The following is a 16,922-nucleotide window of genomic DNA, read 5'->3' on the forward strand; positions in this document are numbered from 1 at the left end:
GTCACCGGCCTGCCCGCGAAGGCGTAGGCGGGGCCGTGCGGGGCATCGGTACAGAAGCGGCCCGTGCGGGGAGTGCGTCGACCGCACGGATGCCGACGGCACGAACGAGGCGCGGCGGCGAGGGGCGGTCGCCCCGGCGCATCCGCGGCGGACGGACACCTCGCGAGGCGGGCCCGCGGACACACGCCGGGACACGGCCCCCGGCGGAGCGCGGTTGGCGAGGGCGGAACATCGCGGACCCGACGCGGGAGCACGCGCGACGGACACTCGGGGATCACGGAACCGCGGGGACACGGCCCCGCGGGGATCACGGGCACACGGGGAGGCAGCATGAACGAGCCGACGGGACGCGGGACGCCGGTCGCCGGGGCGCCCGACACGATGTCCGGCGCGACGGCGGGCACGATGACCGGCGGGGCATCGGACGACACATCCGACCGGGACGCCGACGTGGTGCCCGGTGGTCCGGGACCGCTGCCCGACCTGCTGGAGCTCGACCTGGCGGCGCTGCGGACGCTGGACCATCCGGTGCTCCGCGAGGTGGTCGAGGAGCTGCGCGGCCGGGCCGGGCAGCCGAGGGAAACGCTGTGGGGTTTCACCAGCTCCTTCTGAGACCGGCGCGCGCACGGCCCCGTCGGACGCGCCCCGGGCCGCACGGTTTCGGCCCGGGGCCCGGCCGAACAGGACATCGTGGCCGGGACCTGGTCTGTGCGTGCGACCGGCCGGGCAGAACGGTTCCGGGCCGGTGACGGGGAGCGTCCCGATACGCAGCACGGGGGTGCCGGAGTGTCTCGACGGATGACGCGGTGTCCCGGCCGGTGCGCGGGCACCACCACCGCGGCCCGAGGCCCCTTCCCCTTCCGGCAGTTCATCGTCAAGGTGCACGGCCGGTGCAACCTGGCCTGCCGCTACTGCTATCTCTACGAGGGCCCCGACCGGACCTGGCGCACCCGCCCGGCCGCCGCCGCGCCCGCCGTCCTGGAGCGCACCGCCGACCGGATCGCCGAGCACGCGGCAGCCCACGGACTGCGCGCCATCGCCCTCGTCCTGCACGGCGGCGAACCCCTCCTCGCCGGAGCCGACCGCCTCGCCGCCTTCACCGACCGGGTCCGTGAGCTCACCCCGGCGGACTGCGCCGTGCGCGCCACCGTGCAGACCAACGCCACGCTCCTCACCGACGCCCGCGTCACCGTGCTCGCCCGGCACGGCATCGACATCGGCATCAGCCTCGACGGCGGGCTGGCCGCCCACAACATCCGGCGCACCGACCGTGCCGGGCGCCCCTCCTGGCCCGCCGCGTCACGCGGCGCCAGGCTCCTCGCCGACCGCCACCCCGACGCGTACGCGGGCATCCTCACCGTGGTCGACCTCCGCACCGACCCGGTCGAGATGTACGAGTCGCTGCTCGCCCTGCGCCCGCCGGCCCTGGACCTGCTGCTGCCGCACGGCAACTGGACGAACCCGCCCCCCGGTCTGCCCGGCGGGAGAACGGCCCGTACCGGCCCGCGCACCGCCCCCGGACCTGTCATCGGCGTCCGCCCCGGACCGGAGCCGACCCCGTACGGCGACTGGCTCACCACCGTCTTCGACCGCTGGTGGCGGGCCGGGCGGCGGGAGACCGGGATCCGGCTGTTCGAGGAATGCATGGCCCTGCTGCTGGGCCTGCCCGCCGCCACCGAATCCCTCGGCCTCGGCCCCGTCGAGGCCATCGTGGTCGAGACCGACGGGACGATCGAACAGGTCGACTCCCTCAAGTCCGCCTACGACACCGCCGCCGCCACCGGTCTCGATGTCTTCCGCCACACCTTCGACGACGCCCTGCGCCACCCCGGCGTCGCCGCCCGCCAGGCGGGCGCCGAGGCGCTCGCCCCCGCCTGCCGTGCCTGCCCGCTGCTGGCCGTCTGCGGCGGCGGCCACTACGCACACCGCTACCGCGCGGACAACGGCTTCGCCAACCCGTCCGTCTACTGTGCCGATCTCGAACGACTGGTGCGCCACATAGCCCGCCGGCTGTCCGAAGCGACCGCAGGAGCACACCGATGAGCCCCCCACTCCCGGACCACGCACTACGCCGGCTCGGCCGCACGGAGGGCGACCCCGACACCCTCCACGCCCTCGCACGCGACCAGGACACCCGACGGCTGCTCCTCGTCCGCGCCCTGCTCGACGCGGCCGAGGACGCCCCCGCCGCCCTCGTGCCGCCCCCGGCCCTCACCCGGCTGCGACAGGACTGGGCGCTGCTGGAGGAGGCGGAACGTGCCGACCGGACCGCCGTGCGCACCGTTCTGCTCCACCCCCTCACCGGCCCCTGGGCCCAGCGCTGCCTGCACGCCCTCTCCACCCCCGGCCCCTCCTGCGCCACGGCCCGCGAACTCCGTTTTGAACTCGACCACTTGAGCGCCCTGGCCGCCGCGGCCGCGATCCGCTCCGGACTCGCGTTCACGACCCGGCTCACCGCGCACGGCGCACTGCTGGCGCTGCCCACCCTGGGCGCCCTGCGGACGGCACCCGGAACGGTCGAGCTCCACTTCACCGAGGGGAGGCTGGCATTACGCCATACCTCCGAGGGGGCGCCGCTCACCGTGCATGTGCACCACGACGCCACGACCGGCGCGGCCGACCCGCGCTGGCTCCCGGTCCTCGTCCTGCCCCCCGTACGGCCCGGCGCCGCCCCCGTCCCCCTGGACGACGTCGATCCGTACCGCACCGACGGCGGCGGACTGCGAAACCACGGGCTGCGCGCCGCCCCCCACCTCGACGACCACGAACGCAAGGCGTGGGCCGGATCCTGGTCGCGCGTGCCGTCCCTGCTCCGCACGGGCGGCGAACACCGCCTGACCGAAACGGCCGTCCTGCTGCGCTGCCTGGTGCCACTCGGCAGCCCGCCGGGCTCGGGGCCCGCGGGCGGGGGCACGGCCCATTGCAGCGCCACCCGGCGTGAAGCGTTCGGCGCCGTTCTCAGCAGCAGGCCGGCCACCCCCGCCTTCTTCGCCGCCACCCTCGTCCACGAGATCCAGCACACCAAACTGTCCGCGCTCGCCGCACGGGTGCCGCTGCACCACGAGGACCCGGCACCACGCCACTTCGCGCCCTGGCGACCGGACCCCAGGCCCTTCGACGGGCTCCTCCAGGGCGCCTACTCGCACATCGCGCTCGCCGGCCACTGGCAGCGGCTGGCGCTCGGCGCCCGCCGCGTCGTCCACCGGGACCTCGCCTGGACCGAGCACGCCCGCTGCCACGAACAGGTCGGAGCCGTACTGCCGGTGCTGGCCGGATCGGCGGCGCTGACCCGCGAGGGTCGCGTGCTCGTCGACGAGATGATCTCGCTCTACCACCGACTGGACGATTGTCCGCCTCCCGCGGGTCATGCGGCGCGCGCTCAGGCGTACGTGGCCACCGCCAAGGTGATATGGCAGCAGAGGAACGGCCCGCGTCATCCGCGGGAGTCCCCGTGATTCCGACCGGAGCCTTCGCGCCCCGGTGTATGTTGACAGGTCCTGTACCAAGGCAGGGAGATGGTCGAATGCCCGCAACGGGTAATGGAGTTGGGGCGATCGGGACGCACACCGTCACCATCAGTTTCGCCGGTTTCAACCGCGCCTGGGCGGCGTGGATCGCGGACCGCCTGGAGCGTCGTGGCGTCACCGTCGTCCAGCAGCGCTGGGACCCACCGGTGGAGGCGGTGCTGGAGGAGGCACTGCGGGACCTGACACTGTCCCGCGGCGACGTCCTGCTGATCCTCAGCGACTGGTACGTCCAGCTCGGCCCCCGCACCACCGCGGAGTGGAACAGGGCCCTGCGCGAGGTCGTCGCCCCGGACCCCGAGCGCTTCGCCGCCGTGCGCGTGACCACGTCGGCGCTGCCCGGTGCCACCTCGGTCTTCGGCGCGGCCGATCTGACCAACGTCGGTGCCGAGGAGGCCGAACGGCGGCTCCTGGTACGCCTGGGCCTGCCCACCGGCCCGCTGCCCGAAGCGGTCGAGGCCAGGCCGGGGCCCCGGTACCCGGCGGACACCCCGGAGGTGTGGGGCGGGGTGCCGCGGCGCAACACCCGCTTCACCGGGCGGGACGAACTCCTCAGCACGACGTACCGGACCCTCCAGGACGCCGGGCCCGGCGCCGGGGTCGTCACCCTGCACGGCATGCCCGGCGTCGGCAAGACCCAACTGGCGGCGGAGTACGTCTACCGCTTCAGCTCCGAGTACGACGCGGTCTGGTGGGTGCCCGCCGACCGCCGCGCCCTCTACCGCCAGAAACTCGCCGAACTCGCCCCCGAACTGGGCCTGTCCACGGGCGCCGAGTACGGAGAGCGGCTGCGCGCGGTACGGGACGCCCTGCGCCGCGGCGAACCGCACTCCCACTGGCTCCTCGTGCTGGACGGCGCCGACGAACCCGAACAGATCTGGGACCTGGTGCCCACCGGCCCCGGCCACGTCCTGGTCACCTCCCGCAACCCGGAGTGGCGGGAGCACAACAGTCACCTGGTCGAGGTCCCCGTCTACGCCCGTGACGAGTCGGTCGCGTTCATCCGCCGCCGCGCCCCGCGCCTGACCCCGGCCGAGGCCGACCGGCTCGCCGAGGCCCTGGAGGACCTGCCGCTGCTCCTCGACCAGACCGCGGGCTGGCTCAACGACTCCGACATGTCGGTGGAGGGCTACATCGGACTCCTCGAAGGCGGCATCGACCAGGACGTCGTCAAGATCTCCGCGGACTTCCCGCTCGCCTTCCAGACCGCCTGGTCGATACTGCTGAACAAGCTCAGGGAGACCGTCCCGGAATCCGTCGATCTGCTGCGCCTGTGCAGCTTCTTCGCGCCGGGCTCCATCCCCGTGCGTCTGCTGAGGGAGATGCCGCCCGGCGAACTGCCGGAACAGCTCTCCGGACTGATGAACGACCCACTGCTGTGGAACAGGGCGATTGCCCAGCTCCGCCAGTACTCCGTGGTCCGGCTGGAATCCCACGAGACGGCCGGGGAGGAGGCGTCGGCCGGCGAAACCCTCTACATGCACCGCATGGTCCACCAGATCATCGGCAAGGACATGCCGGAGCGGGACCGCCGGGAGTTCATCGACGTGGTCCGCCGGGCCCTCGCCGCGGCCGACCCCGGCCGCCCGACCGACACCCGGCTGTGGCCCGCCTACGCCGAGCTCACCCCGCACCTGAAGTGGGCCGACGTGCTCACGAGCACCGAGCCGGCGGTGCAGACCCTGGTGCTCAACTGCCTGCGCTACCTGTACCTCTCCGGGGAGTACCAGGCCGGCATCAAGCTCGGCGCACGCGCCCTGGACACCTGGCGGGAACTCTTCGGCGAGGTCTTCCCCCGGCTCTGGGACCTCCGCTACCACTACGCCAACCTGCTGCGGGCCGTCGGCGAGTACGCGGAGACGGAGGCCATCGAACGGGCCGCCGTCGAGCACCTGCGCGCCGAGCGCGGCCCCCAGGACCTGGAACACCTGCGCGCCGCCGGCGGCCTCGCCGCCGACCTGCGCGGACTGGGACGGTACGACGAGGCCAGGGAGATCTCCGGCTGGATCCTCGCCGCCTACCATGGGCTCCTGGGCGACCAGGACTCACGCACCCTCAACGCGCAGAACAACCTCGCCGTCTCGCTGCGCCTGCTCGGCCGGTACGAGGAGTCGTTGGAACTCAACCGGGCCACCCTGGAGGCCCGGCGCCGGCTGCTGCGCCCGCGCCACAGCTGGACGCTCTACTCCGAGATCAACTACGCCACCGATCTGCGGCTGCTCGGCCGGTACGGCGAGGCCCTGTCGCTCCAGAACCAGAGCGTCCGGGTGCACCGGCTGGTCATGGGCCCCGACAATCCGCAGACCCTGCGCGCCGAACACAACCTCGCGCTCTGCCAGTACCGTTCGGGAGACCGCGGCAGGGCCGGCGAACTCTTCACCCGCGTGCTGGAACGGGCCGAGCGCGTGCTGGGCGAGAACGACCCGCTGACGATGATGTTCGCGACCGGCCAGAGCTTCTTCGCCCGCGAACACGCCGACATCGACCAGGCCAGGGCCATAAGCGAACGCGTCGTCGCCGGATACACGGCCATGCTCGGCGAACAGCACCCCTATGTGGCGGGGACCCGCGCCAACCACGCGCTGATCCTGCGCAACGTGGGGGAGCGGGACCACGCGCACGCCCTCCTGGAGGAGGCGCTCGCCGACATGACCCGGGCCGTGGGGGAGAACCACCCCTGGACGCTGGGCTGCGCGATCAACGCCTCGGCGCTGCGCAACCTGGTGGGCGACCCGGAATCCGCCGCCGCCCTCACGGAGTCGGTCGTCACCCGGTCCGTCGAGATCCTCGGCAGGACCCATCCGCTGACCCTGTCCGCCCGGATCGCGCACGCCGCGGACCTGCGCGGGCTGCGGGAACGGCAGCGGGCCGACAAGATCGAGACGGAGGCGCTGGGAGACCTGGAGACGACCCTGGGCGCCCAGCACGTCCACACCGTCTCGGCCCGCTCCCGCAACCGCCCGTACTGGGACTTCGAACCGCAGATGATCTGAATCGTCCCGGCCGGGAAGGGCGGCTGCGGCCTGACCCGGGTGGCCCGGCCGCGTACATTCCGACCGGGCCCGGCCGCGGACACGCCGGAGGCCCGGCCCCGCGATCGGCTCGCGGGACCGGGCCTCCTCCGTGCAGCAGCCGGTCAGGCCTCGAAGACCTCGCCGATCAGCTGCGCCTGCTCGGCCTGGTGGCGCTTGGCCGAACCCACCGCCGGGGACGAGCTGCGCGGCCGCGAGATGCGGCGCAGGCGCTCGTCGTGCGGGACGTCGGCGCCGACGGCCAGGTCCAGGTGGTCGATCAGGTTCAGGGCGATGAACGGCCAGGCACCCTGGTTGGCCGGCTCCTCCTGCGCCCAGAGGTACTTCTCGGCGTTCGGGTACTTGGCGATCTCCGCCTGGAGCTCGGCACCCGGCAGCGGGTACAGGCGCTCCAGCCGGATGATCGCGGTGTCCGTGACGCCGCGCTTCGCGCGCTCGGCCTCCAGGTCGTAGTAGACCTTGCCGGCGCAGAAGACGACCTTGCGGACGTCCTCCGGCTTCACCGTGTCGTCGCCGATCACCGGGCGGAAGCCGCCGGTGGTGAACTCCTCCGCCTTCGACGCGGCCGCCTTGAGACGGAGCATCGACTTCGGGGTGAAGACGACCAGCGGCTTGTGGTGCGGGTTGTGCACCTGCCACCGCAGGAGGTGGAAGTAGTTCGACGGCAGGGTCGGCATGGCGACCGTCATGTTGTTCTGCGCGCAGAGCTGGAGGAAGCGCTCCGGGCGGGCGGACGAGTGGTCCGGACCCTGGCCCTCGTAGCCGTGCGGCAGCAGCAGCGTGACGCCGGAGGTCTGGCCCCACTTCTGCTCGGCCGAGGAGATGAACTCGTCGACGACGGTCTGGGCGCCGTTGGCGAAGTCGCCGAACTGGGCCTCCCAGATGACCAGCGACTCCGGACGGGTCAGCGAGTAGCCGTACTCGAAGCCCATCGCCGCGTACTCGCTGAGCAGCGAGTCGTAGACGTTGTAGCGGGCCTGGTCGTCGGAGAGGTAGAGCAGCGGGGTGTAGTCCTCGCCGGTCACCTGGTCGACGAGGACCGCGTGACGCTGGCCGAAGGTGCCGCGGCGGGAGTCCTGGCCGGCGAGCCGGACCGGGACGCCCTCCATCAGCAGCGAACCGATGGCCAGGGTCTCGCCCATGCCCCAGTCGATCGTGCCGTTCTCCACCGAGGCGGCGCGGCGCTGCATCTGCGGGATCAGACGCGGGTGGACGGTGATCCGCTCGGGGACGTTGACCTGGGACGCCGCGATGACCTTGACGGCCTCCGAGGAGACCGCGGTGTTCACGGCGACCGGGAACTCGGGCTGGACCTCGGGGGCGTGCTCCGGGGCCGGCAGCGAGGTGGCCTCGCGGACCTCCGCGAAGACCTTCTCCAACTGCCCCTGGAAGTCCTGGAGCGCCTGCTCGGCCTCTTCCAGGGTGATGTCGCCGCGACCGATGAGCGACTCGGTGTAGAGCTTGCGCACCGAGCGCTTCTTGTCGATCAGGGTGTACATCTGCGGGTTGGTGAACTCCGGGTTGTCGCCCTCGTTGTGACCGCGGCGGCGGTAGCAGATGAGGTCGATCACGACGTCCTTGTTGAACGCCTGCCGGAACTCGAAGGCCAGCCGGGCGACCCGGACGACGGCCTCGGGGTCGTCGCCGTTGACGTGGAAGATCGGCGCCTCGATCATGCGCGCCACGTCCGTGGCGTACATCGAGGAGCGCGAGGACTCCGGGGCGGCGGTGAAGCCGACCTGGTTGTTGATCACCACGTGCACGGTGCCGCCGGTGCGGTAGCCGCGCAGCTGCGACATGTTGAGCGTCTCGGCGACGACGCCCTGGCCCGCGAAGGCCGCGTCGCCGTGGAGCGCGACGGGCAGGACCGTGAAGTCCGTGCCGCCCTTGTTGATGACGTCCTGCTTGGCGCGGGCGATGCCCTCCAGGACCGGGTCCACCGCCTCCAGGTGCGAGGGGTTGGCGGCCAGCGAGACCTTGATCTGGTCGCCGTCCAGACCGGTGAAGGTGCCCTCGGCGCCCAGGTGGTACTTCACATCGCCGGAGCCGTGCATCGACCGGGGGTCGAGGTTGCCCTCGAACTCGCGGAAGATCTGCGCGTACGACTTGCCGACGATGTTCGCCAGCACGTTCAGCCGGCCGCGGTGGGCCATACCGATGACGACCTCGTCGAGGCGGGCCTCGGCGGCGGAGTCGATGACCGCGTCGAGCAGCGGGATGACGGACTCGCCGCCCTCCAGCGAGAAGCGCTTCTGGCCGACGTACTTGGTCTGCAGGAACGTCTCGAACGCCTCGGCGGCGTTCAGCCGGCGCAGGATGCGCAGCTGCTCCTCGCGCTCCGGCTGCGGGGTGGTCGTGCGCTCCACCCGGTCCTGGATCCACTTGCGCTGCTTCGGATCCTGGATGTGCATGAACTCGATGCCGGTGGTGCGGCAGTACGACTCGCGCAGCACACCGAGGATGTCGCGGAGCTTCATCAGCGACTTGCCGGCGAAACCGCCGACCGCGAAGTCCCGCTCCAGGTCCCACAGGGTGAGGCCGTGCTCGGTGATGTCCAGGTCGGGGTGCTTGCGCTGGCGGTACTCCAGCGGGTCGGTGTCGGCCATGACGTGGCCGCGGACCCGGTAGGAGTGGATCAGCTCGAAGACCCGCGCCGCCTTGGTCACGTCGTTGTCGTGCGAGGCGTCGATGTCCTTGAGCCAGCGGACCGGCTCGTAGGGGATGCGCAGCGACTTGAAGATCTCGTCGTAGAAGTCGTTCTCGCCGAGCAGGAGCTGGGAGACGATCCGCAGGAACTCGCCGGAGGCGGCGCCCTGGATGACGCGGTGGTCGTACGTCGAGGTCAGCGTCATGACCTTGGAGATGCCCAGCTTGTTCAGGGTGTCCTGGGAGGTGCCCTGGAACTCGGCCGGGTACTCCATGGCGCCGACGCCCATGATGAGGCCCTGTCCGGGCATCAGGCGGGGCACCGAGTGGACGGTGCCGATGCCGCCGGGGTTGGTCAGCGAGGCGGTGACGCCGGTGAAGTCGTCCATGCCGAGCTTGCCGCTGCGGGCACGGCGGACGATGTCCTCGTAGGCCTGCCAGAACTCGAAGAAGTTGAGCGTCTCGGCCTTCTTGATGGCCGCGACGACGAGCTGGCGGTCGCCGTTCGGCTTGACCAGGTCGATGGCCAGGCCGAGGTTGACGTGCTCCGGCTTGACCAGGGTCGGCTTGCCGTCCTTCGTCGTGAAGGAGTGGTTCATCGACGGCATGGCCTTGAGGGCCTGCACCATCGCGTACCCGATGAGGTGGGTGAAGGAGATCTTCCCGCCCCGGGCGCGCTTGAGGTGGTTGTTGATGACGATGCGGTTGTCGAAGAGCAGCTTCACCGGGACGGCGCGCACGGACGTGGCCGTCGGCAGCTCCAGCGAGGCGTTCATGTTCTTCGCGACGGCCGCCGACGGGCCGCGCAGCGTCACGTACTCCGGTCCTTCGGTGGCCGGGGCCGCGGCCTTCGCCGCCGGTGCGGTCTTCGCGGGGGCGCTCGTCGCGGCCGGGGCGGCCTTCACGGGTGCCGGGGCTGCGGGTGCCGGGGCTGCGGGTGTCGGTGCCGCAGGAGCCTTCGCGGCGGGAGCCGGGGCAGGAGCGGCCTGGGGTGCGGCGGCCGGTGCGGCGGCGGCCGGGGTGCCGGGAACGGGCTTGTCCGCCGTGCCGGACGCGCCCGGCTTGTAGTCGGCGAAGAAGTCCCACCAGGCGCGGTCGACCGAATTCGGGTCCTGGAGGTACTGCTGGTAGATCTCGTCGACGAGCCACTCGTTGGGGCCGAAAGCGGCGGCCGGGTCGGTACCCGGACCGGCTTGATCGGTCGAGATGCTCGAGTTACTGGGGGACTGAGACGACACGGCGGCAACCGCCCTCTTCCGCTTCACAAGGTGATGGACAGCGGAAATCAAGGCTACGCCCCCCGGCCCGTTCCCTGCAGTCCGGACCGCCCTTCGTCGCGCAAGTCACATCGAAAGGCAGGTTTCGGCGCAGGGATTGGCGGGAAACAAGCCTGGTTCCGCTGCACTACGGGTACGCGGGGTCGAGGCTGGCTACGACCCCCCTGGACCGTACCCCTGAAAGCGCGCACGGAGAACGCGCCCTTCCGGTTCGAACCCTACGTCAACCTCGCGGTTGTGGTACCCCCGGAAGCGTCACGCGGATGCGACAGCCGCGGGTGGATTCGGCCACCCCGATGCGTCCGCCGTGCAGGTCAACCGCCCAGCGGGCGATCGCCAGGCCGAGCCCCGTGCCGCCGTCGCTGCCGGGGCCGTGCGGAAAGGACTCCTTGCCGCGGTTGAAACGCTCGAAGACGCGGTGCCGCTCCGACTCCGGGATGCCAGGCCCCTCGTCCAGCACCTCCAGGTGCAGGGACCCCGGCCCCTCGCCGCGCCGGGCCAGCACCTGGACCCGGCCGTGCGGCGGGCTGTGCTTGACGGCGTTGTCGATGAGGTTGGCCACCACCTGGTGCAGCCGCTCCGTGTCCGCGTACGCGGTCAGTTCGGGCGGTGACACGTCCAGATGCAGATGGACGTCCTTGCGGGTGTGGTGGCCGGAACCGGAGGACAGCCGGCGGTGCGCGGCGGCGAAGCTGTTCGCCTCCTTCAGCACCCCCGACAGATACGGCCACACCTCGAAGCGGCTCGCCTTGAGCGTGACCACCCCGTTGTCCAGCCGGGACAGGTCCAGCAGCGTCTCCACCAGCCGGCCGAGCCGCTCGGTCTGCTTCAGCGCCGTACGCATCGTCTCCGGATCGGCCGTGGACACCCCGTCCACGACGTTCTCCAGCACCGCCCGCAAGGCCGCGATCGGAGTCCGCAGCTCGTGCGAGACGTTCGCCACCAGCTCCTTGCGGTGCCGGTCCACGGCCTCCAGATCGTCCGCCATGAGGTTGATCGTCTGGGCCAGGTCGCCGAGCTCGTCGCGCCGCCCGGCGCCGCTCACCCGCCTCGTGTAGTCGCCGTGCGAGATCGACCGGGCCACGGTCGTCATCTCGTCCAGCGGCGCCGTGAGGCCGTGTGCCACGAACTGGGTGATCAGCAGGGTCGCGATCACCGAGAACACCGTGATGAACCGCAGCTCGGTCCTGGTCCGCAGGGCCACCATCAGCAGCCCGGTGGTGATGAACACCGAGACCACCACGAGCGTGCCCAGCTTGGCCTTGATCGAGAAGGGGCGCAGTCCGGAGCCGGGCCGGGGCGAACCGGGCCGGGTCATGGCGCGGGGGTCTCCAGCGCGTAGCCGACGCCGTGCACGGTACGGATGCGCTCCGCGCCGATCTTCCGGCGCAGCGCCTTGATGTGGCTGTCGACGGTACGCGTGCCGGAGGCGTCCGCCCAGTCCCAGACCTCCGCCAGCAACTGCTCCCGGGAGAGCACCGCGCGCGGCGTGTTGGCCAGGCAGACCAGCAGGTCGAACTCGGTCGGCGTGAGATGGACGTCCTCGGAGCGCACCCGGACCCGGCGCTGGGCGTGGTCGATCTCCAGCTCGCCCAGGCGCAGGATGCCGCTGCGCGGCGTGACCGCGGCCAGCGCCGCCCGCTCGACCCGGCGCAGCAGGACGTGCACCCGGGCCGCGAGCTCACGCATCGAGAACGGTTTGGTCATGTAGTCGTCGGCGCCGACGCCGAGCCCGACCAGCATGTCGGTCTCGTCGTCCCTGGCGGTCAGCATCAGCACCGGCACCGGCCGCTGGGCCTGTACACGGCGGCAGACCTCCAGCCCGTCGAAGCCGGGAAGCATGATGTCGAGCACCATCAGATCGGGCTGCCACGCCTCGGCCGCGTCCACGGCCGCGGGCCCGTCGAGTGCCGTCTGCACCAGAAAGCCCTCGGCCCGCAGCCGGGCGGAGATGGCTTCGACGATCGTGGCGTCGTCCTCCACCACCAGCACCCGGCGCTGAGCGCCCGGGGTGGCCGCGACGCTGTTGTGGGTGGTGTGTGTCTGTTCCATCGCCCCGCCCCTGCCCGTCCTCACGGGGTCCGTTCCCCGGGACGCGCGGTCTTCGCTTGTGGATTTCATGGGTGATCCCGTCACCGGTCAGCAGCGTAAAGGCAGCAGGCCACTCTCGGCTACGCAGGGTGTAACGGCCAGCGCGGCGGAGTGGCGGAAGGTCGGCCTTGTGGCGCTTGTCCCCCGGCTGCCCGGGGGCGAGCGGGCCGCCGGGTCCCTCAGTCCGCCCGGACCGCGAGATGCACCACGTCGGGCACACCTCGGGCAACGCGCACCTCTTCCGTACGTACCCCGATGAATCCGGCATTCCGTAGGGCCTGTTCGAAGTCGGCGGAGGGCTGGGCGGACCACACCGCGAGAACCCCGCCCGGTGTCAGGCGCTCCCGGCAGTCCGCCAGGCCGGCGGGGGAGTACAGGTTCGTGTTGTCCTCGGTGACCGTCCAGTCCGGCCCGTTGTCGATGTCCAGACACAGTGCGTCATAACGGTCCGTAGTCGTCCGCAGGTATGCGACGAGGTCCCTGGTCAGGATCCCGGTCCGGGGGTCGGCGAGCGCCGCGCCGGAGATCTGCGCCAGCGGGCCCTCCAGGTGCCAGTCCACGATCGCCTGCTCGCGTTCGACGACGGTGATCCGCCCCCACCGGGGTTCGGAGGCGGCCCGGACGAGCGAGAAGCCGACGCCGAGCCCGCCGATGAGCACCGCCGGATCCGGGCGGTCGGCCGGCAGCGCGGCCAGCGCCGCGTCGATCAGCAGCCGTTCGGAGCGCCCGTCCGAGGTGTCCATGAGGAAGCACCCGTTGGCGATGATCTCGAAGTCCTTCCCCCGCCCCCGCAACACCACCTCGCCGTACGGGCCTTCACGGCGGTCGAGTGTGACGGGCGCGTTGACGTCGGGTCCGAGACTGTCGGGCATGGTGCGGATCTCCGAGGGAGGGCGGATGGGGTCCCCGCCATCCTGTCCCGTCGACGCCGCCCGCGGCCAACCGGCTTCCGTTGCCGCCCGAGTTGTGGTCGTGCCCGTCCGAGAAAAGCGTGTGCGGCCGGGCCGTCCGGAGTGACGGGCCCCGGACGCCTGTGGGCCGGGCATGGGCGCGGTCCGGGTGGCGAGGGGGCGGTGGCGGGGCCCGGTCCCGTGGCCCTTCCTCCCCGCTCGGCCGTCCCCTTCTTACGCCCGGTCGCCCGGTCTGTTCCGCCCGGTCCTCTGCCGCTCAGTCGCCGTCGTCGCCGCCGCCCCGGCCCAGGCTCCGACGCTTCTGGGAGCGCCGCACCAGTTCGCCCACGGCGAGCGTCATGCGCGCCACGACGCGTGCCCATCGTGGCCCGCCGCGTTCCGCCCATACGACGCACACGCACCCGCCGACGACGAGCGCCAGGACCACGAACAGGATCAGAACGGCCATGCCTCCCCCTGAGTATCCGTATGGTCCCGGGATCTTCTCAGGTCGTGGCGGCCGCCCGCCAAGGGGCGCGTCGGCGTGAAGTCCGGATCGCGCGGTCGCGGTGCTGCTGCGAGCCGGCCCCTGTCATCGGCCTCGCGCGCGGGCGAGGGCGGTCTCGCACGCCGCAGCCGTTCCGGACGGTTTTCGACTGATCGCTCACAGCGAACACGATCAGGGGAACAATGCTCGGCTCAGAAGCATTGAGCCTGCATAGCTCAACTTGACTGCTGAAGGGGAGATCATGGCTACAGAGTCCAACGCGGTCACTCCGCTCGCCCTGCCCGTGCTGCCGCTCGACGACGAGGTGGTGCTGCCCGGGATGGTGGTGCCTCTGGAGCTGTCCGACCCCGATGTGCGTGCCGCCGTGGAGGCCGCCCAGGCCGCGGCCCGCGAGGGCGGCGGCAAGCCCGAGGTGCTGCTCGTGCCGCGGATCGACGGGACGTACACCGGCACCGGCGTCATCGGCACGGTCGAGCAGGTGGGGCGGCTGTCGGACGGGGATCCGGGCGCGCTCGTCCGCGGCCGGGGCCGGGTACGGATCGGGGCCGGGACCAGCGGGCCGGGCGCCGCGCTCTGGGTCGAGGGGACCCGGGTCGACGAGGCCGCCCCCGACCCTTCCGCGGCCTCGAACAAGCTCGGCCGGGGAGGCACCGTTCCCGGGGCCGCCGCCGAACTGGTCAAGGAGTACAAGGCGCTCGCCACGAGCTGGCTGAAGAAGCGCGGCGCCTGGCAGGTGGTGGACCGGATCCAGCAGATCGAGGACATCTCCGCGCTCGCCGACAACTCCGGCTACTCGCCCTTCCTCACCACCGGCCAGAAGGTGCGGCTCCTGGAGACCCTGGACCCCGTCGCCCGGCTGAAGCTCGCCATCCAGTGGCTCCGTGAACACCTCGCCGAGCAGGACGTCGCCGATTCCATCGCCAAGGACGTCCAGGAGGGCGTCGACAAGCAGCAGCGCGAATTCCTGCTGCGGCGCCAGCTCGACGCCGTGCGCAAGGAACTCGCCGAGCTCAACGGAGACCCGGAGGGCGAGTCCGACGACTACCGGGCGCGCGTCGAGGCCGCGGACCTCCCCGAGCACGTCCGCGAGGCGGCGCTCAAGGAGGTCGACAAGCTGGAGCGCGCCTCGGACCAGAGCCCCGAGGGATCCTGGATCCGGACCTGGCTCGACACCGTCCTCGAACTGCCGTGGAACGAACGGACCGAGGACGCCTACGACATCCGGGGCGCCCAGGAGGTCCTGGACGCGGAGCACGCGGGCCTTCAGGACGTGAAGGAGCGGATCACCGAGTACCTGGCGGTCCGCAAGCGCCGGGCGGACCGCGGCCTCGGCGTCGTCGGCGGGCGGCGCGGCGGTGCCGTGCTCGCGCTGGTGGGGCCTCCGGGCGTGGGCAAGACCTCGCTCGGGGAGTCGGTCGCGCACGCCATGGGCCGCAAGTTCGTCCGCGTCGCGCTCGGCGGTGTGCGGGACGAGGCGGAGATCCGCGGCCACCGGCGCACCTACGTCGGCGCGCTGCCGGGCCGTATCGTCCGGGCCGTCAAGGAAGCCGGTTCGATGAACCCGGTCGTCCTGCTCGACGAGATCGACAAGGTCGGCTCCGACTTCCGGGGCGACCCGGCCGCCGCCCTCCTCGAAGTCCTCGACCCCGCGCAGAACCACACTTTCCGCGACCACTACCTGGAGGTGGAGCTCGACCTCAGCGACGTCGTCTTCCTCGCCACGGCCAATGTCCTCGAAGCCGTACCGGAGGCCCTGCTCGACCGCATGGAGCTGGTCAGGCTCGACGGCTACACCGAGGACGAGAAGGTCGTCATCGCCCGCGACCACCTGCTGCCGCGCCAGCTGGAGCGGGCCGGGCTGGAGGCGGACGAGGTGACGCTCGACGAATCCGCGCTGCGCAAGCTGGCCGGTGAGTACACCCGCGAGGCGGGCGTACGGAACCTGGAACGCGCCGTCGCCCGGCTGCTGCGCAAGGTCGCCGCCCAGCACGAACTGGGCGACCGCGAGCTGCCGTTCACGATCACCGAAGCCGATCTGCGCGGCCTGATCGGACGCCCGCACCATGTGCCCGAGTCCGCCCAGGACCCGGCCGAGCGCCGCACCGCGGTGCCGGGCGTGGCCACCGGGCTGGCGGTGACCGGGGCCGGCGGGGACGTGCTGTTCGTGGAGGCGTCGCTGGCCGACCCGGAGACCGGGGCGTCCGGACTGACCCTCACCGGTCAGCTCGGCGACGTGATGAAGGAGTCCGCGCAGATCGCGCTGAGCTTCCTGCGGTCGCACGGCGCGGAGCTGGAGTTGCCGGTCGGCGATCTGAAGGACCGCGGCGTGCACATCCACTTCCCGGCGGGCGCGGTCCCCAAGGACGGCCCGAGCGCCGGCATCACGATGACGACGGCCCTGGCCTCGCTGCTCTCCGGGCGGCTGGTCCGCACCGATGTGGCGATGACCGGCGAGGTGTCGCTGACCGGGCGGGTGCTGCCGATCGGTGGCGTGAAGCAGAAGCTGCTGGCCGCGCACCGGGCCGGGATCACCACCGTGGTGATCCCCAAGCGGAACGAGGCCGACCTGGACGACGTCCCGGCCGAGGTCCTGGACAAGCTGGAGGTCCACCCGGTGACCGACGTCCGCCAGGTGCTGGACATCGCCCTCGCGCCGGCCTCCGCCGCCGTGCCGGGGGAGAGGACCCCGGTCGCGGCGTAGGCGCCACGGGGTGACGGCCGCGGCGGCGCGCACGCGACCGGTCGGACGGCCCGCCTTCCCGGTGACGGGTGGGCGGGCCGTTCCGCGTGGTGCCCGCCGGACACGAGTCCGCGGGGCGCGGCCCCGAGCCCGTCACGCAGGGAAGAGACCTCCGGTGAGGCGGGGACGAAGTGCCTTCGTGGCGTGGGGAAGAGGTGCCTTCACGACGCGGGAGGAGGCGAGCGGCGCGGGAGGGGCGGGGAACGCCGCAGGG

The 16,922-nt window shown here is 72.0% G+C and carries 10 protein-coding genes; 5 read left to right on the plus strand and 5 right to left on the minus strand.

The window, feature by feature from the left end; genetic code table 11:
- Window positions 1-330 precede the first annotated feature (330 nt).
- From fxsA to fxsT, 4 genes are all read left to right on the plus strand, one after another.
- The gene (fxsA, locus tag ACIHCL_RS07580; RefSeq protein ID WP_399858103.1) at window positions 331-612 is read left to right on the plus strand and encodes an FxSxx-COOH cyclophane-containing RiPP peptide; all 282 of its coding nucleotides are present in this window, start codon (window positions 331-333) and stop codon (window positions 610-612) included.
- A gap of 186 nt (window positions 613-798) precedes the next feature.
- A complete protein-coding gene (locus ACIHCL_RS07585; RefSeq protein WP_399858105.1) occupies window positions 799-2,043 on the plus strand; it encodes an FxsB family cyclophane-forming radical SAM/SPASM peptide maturase in 1,245 nt (414 codons plus the stop codon).
- Complete coding sequence (locus ACIHCL_RS07590; RefSeq protein WP_399858107.1) at window positions 2,040-3,455, plus strand: aKG-HExxH-type peptide beta-hydroxylase; 1,416 nt, start codon at window positions 2,040-2,042, stop codon at window positions 3,453-3,455. The genes ACIHCL_RS07585 and ACIHCL_RS07590 overlap by 4 nt, the downstream gene beginning before the upstream one ends.
- A 68-nt stretch (window positions 3,456-3,523) precedes the next feature.
- Complete coding sequence (gene fxsT / locus ACIHCL_RS07595) at window positions 3,524-6,517, plus strand: FxSxx-COOH system tetratricopeptide repeat protein (RefSeq protein ID WP_399858110.1); 2,994 nt, start codon at window positions 3,524-3,526, stop codon at window positions 6,515-6,517.
- A 143-nt stretch (window positions 6,518-6,660) separates the two neighbouring features.
- Here fxsT and ACIHCL_RS07600 read toward each other — a convergent pair whose 3' ends face one another.
- From ACIHCL_RS07600 to ACIHCL_RS07620, 5 genes are all read right to left on the minus strand, one after another.
- A complete protein-coding gene (locus ACIHCL_RS07600) occupies window positions 6,661-10,440 on the minus strand; it encodes a multifunctional oxoglutarate decarboxylase/oxoglutarate dehydrogenase thiamine pyrophosphate-binding subunit/dihydrolipoyllysine-residue succinyltransferase subunit (RefSeq protein WP_399858112.1) in 3,780 nt (1,259 codons plus the stop codon).
- Between the two features lie 262 nt (window positions 10,441-10,702).
- Window positions 10,703-11,797 (minus strand): sensor histidine kinase, encoded by a 1,095-nt coding sequence (locus ACIHCL_RS07605; RefSeq protein WP_399858115.1) that lies wholly within the window; start codon window positions 11,795-11,797, stop codon window positions 10,703-10,705.
- Entirely contained in the window at window positions 11,794-12,531 is a 738-nt protein-coding gene (locus tag ACIHCL_RS07610) for a response regulator transcription factor (RefSeq protein ID WP_399858117.1), read from the minus strand. The genes ACIHCL_RS07605 and ACIHCL_RS07610 overlap by 4 nt, the downstream gene beginning before the upstream one ends.
- A 218-nt stretch (window positions 12,532-12,749) precedes the next feature.
- Window positions 12,750-13,442 carry a spermidine synthase gene (locus ACIHCL_RS07615; RefSeq protein WP_399858119.1) on the minus strand — a complete coding sequence of 231 codons (693 nt, stop codon included), beginning with the start codon at window positions 13,440-13,442 and terminating at the stop codon, window positions 12,750-12,752.
- A gap of 295 nt (window positions 13,443-13,737) precedes the next feature.
- Entirely contained in the window at window positions 13,738-13,929 is a 192-nt protein-coding gene (locus ACIHCL_RS07620) for a hypothetical protein (protein ID WP_399858121.1), read from the minus strand.
- 280 nt (window positions 13,930-14,209) lie between these two features.
- Between ACIHCL_RS07620 and lon the strand changes: the two genes are divergently transcribed.
- The gene (gene lon, locus ACIHCL_RS07625; RefSeq protein ID WP_399858124.1) at window positions 14,210-16,669 is read left to right on the plus strand and encodes an endopeptidase La; all 2,460 of its coding nucleotides are present in this window, start codon (window positions 14,210-14,212) and stop codon (window positions 16,667-16,669) included.
- The last annotated feature ends 253 nt before the right edge of the window (window positions 16,670-16,922 follow it).

Origin of the sequence: Streptomyces sp. NPDC052042 (genome assembly GCF_044548345.1) — a bacterium.
GTDB lineage: Bacteria > Actinomycetota > Actinomycetes > Streptomycetales > Streptomycetaceae > Streptomyces.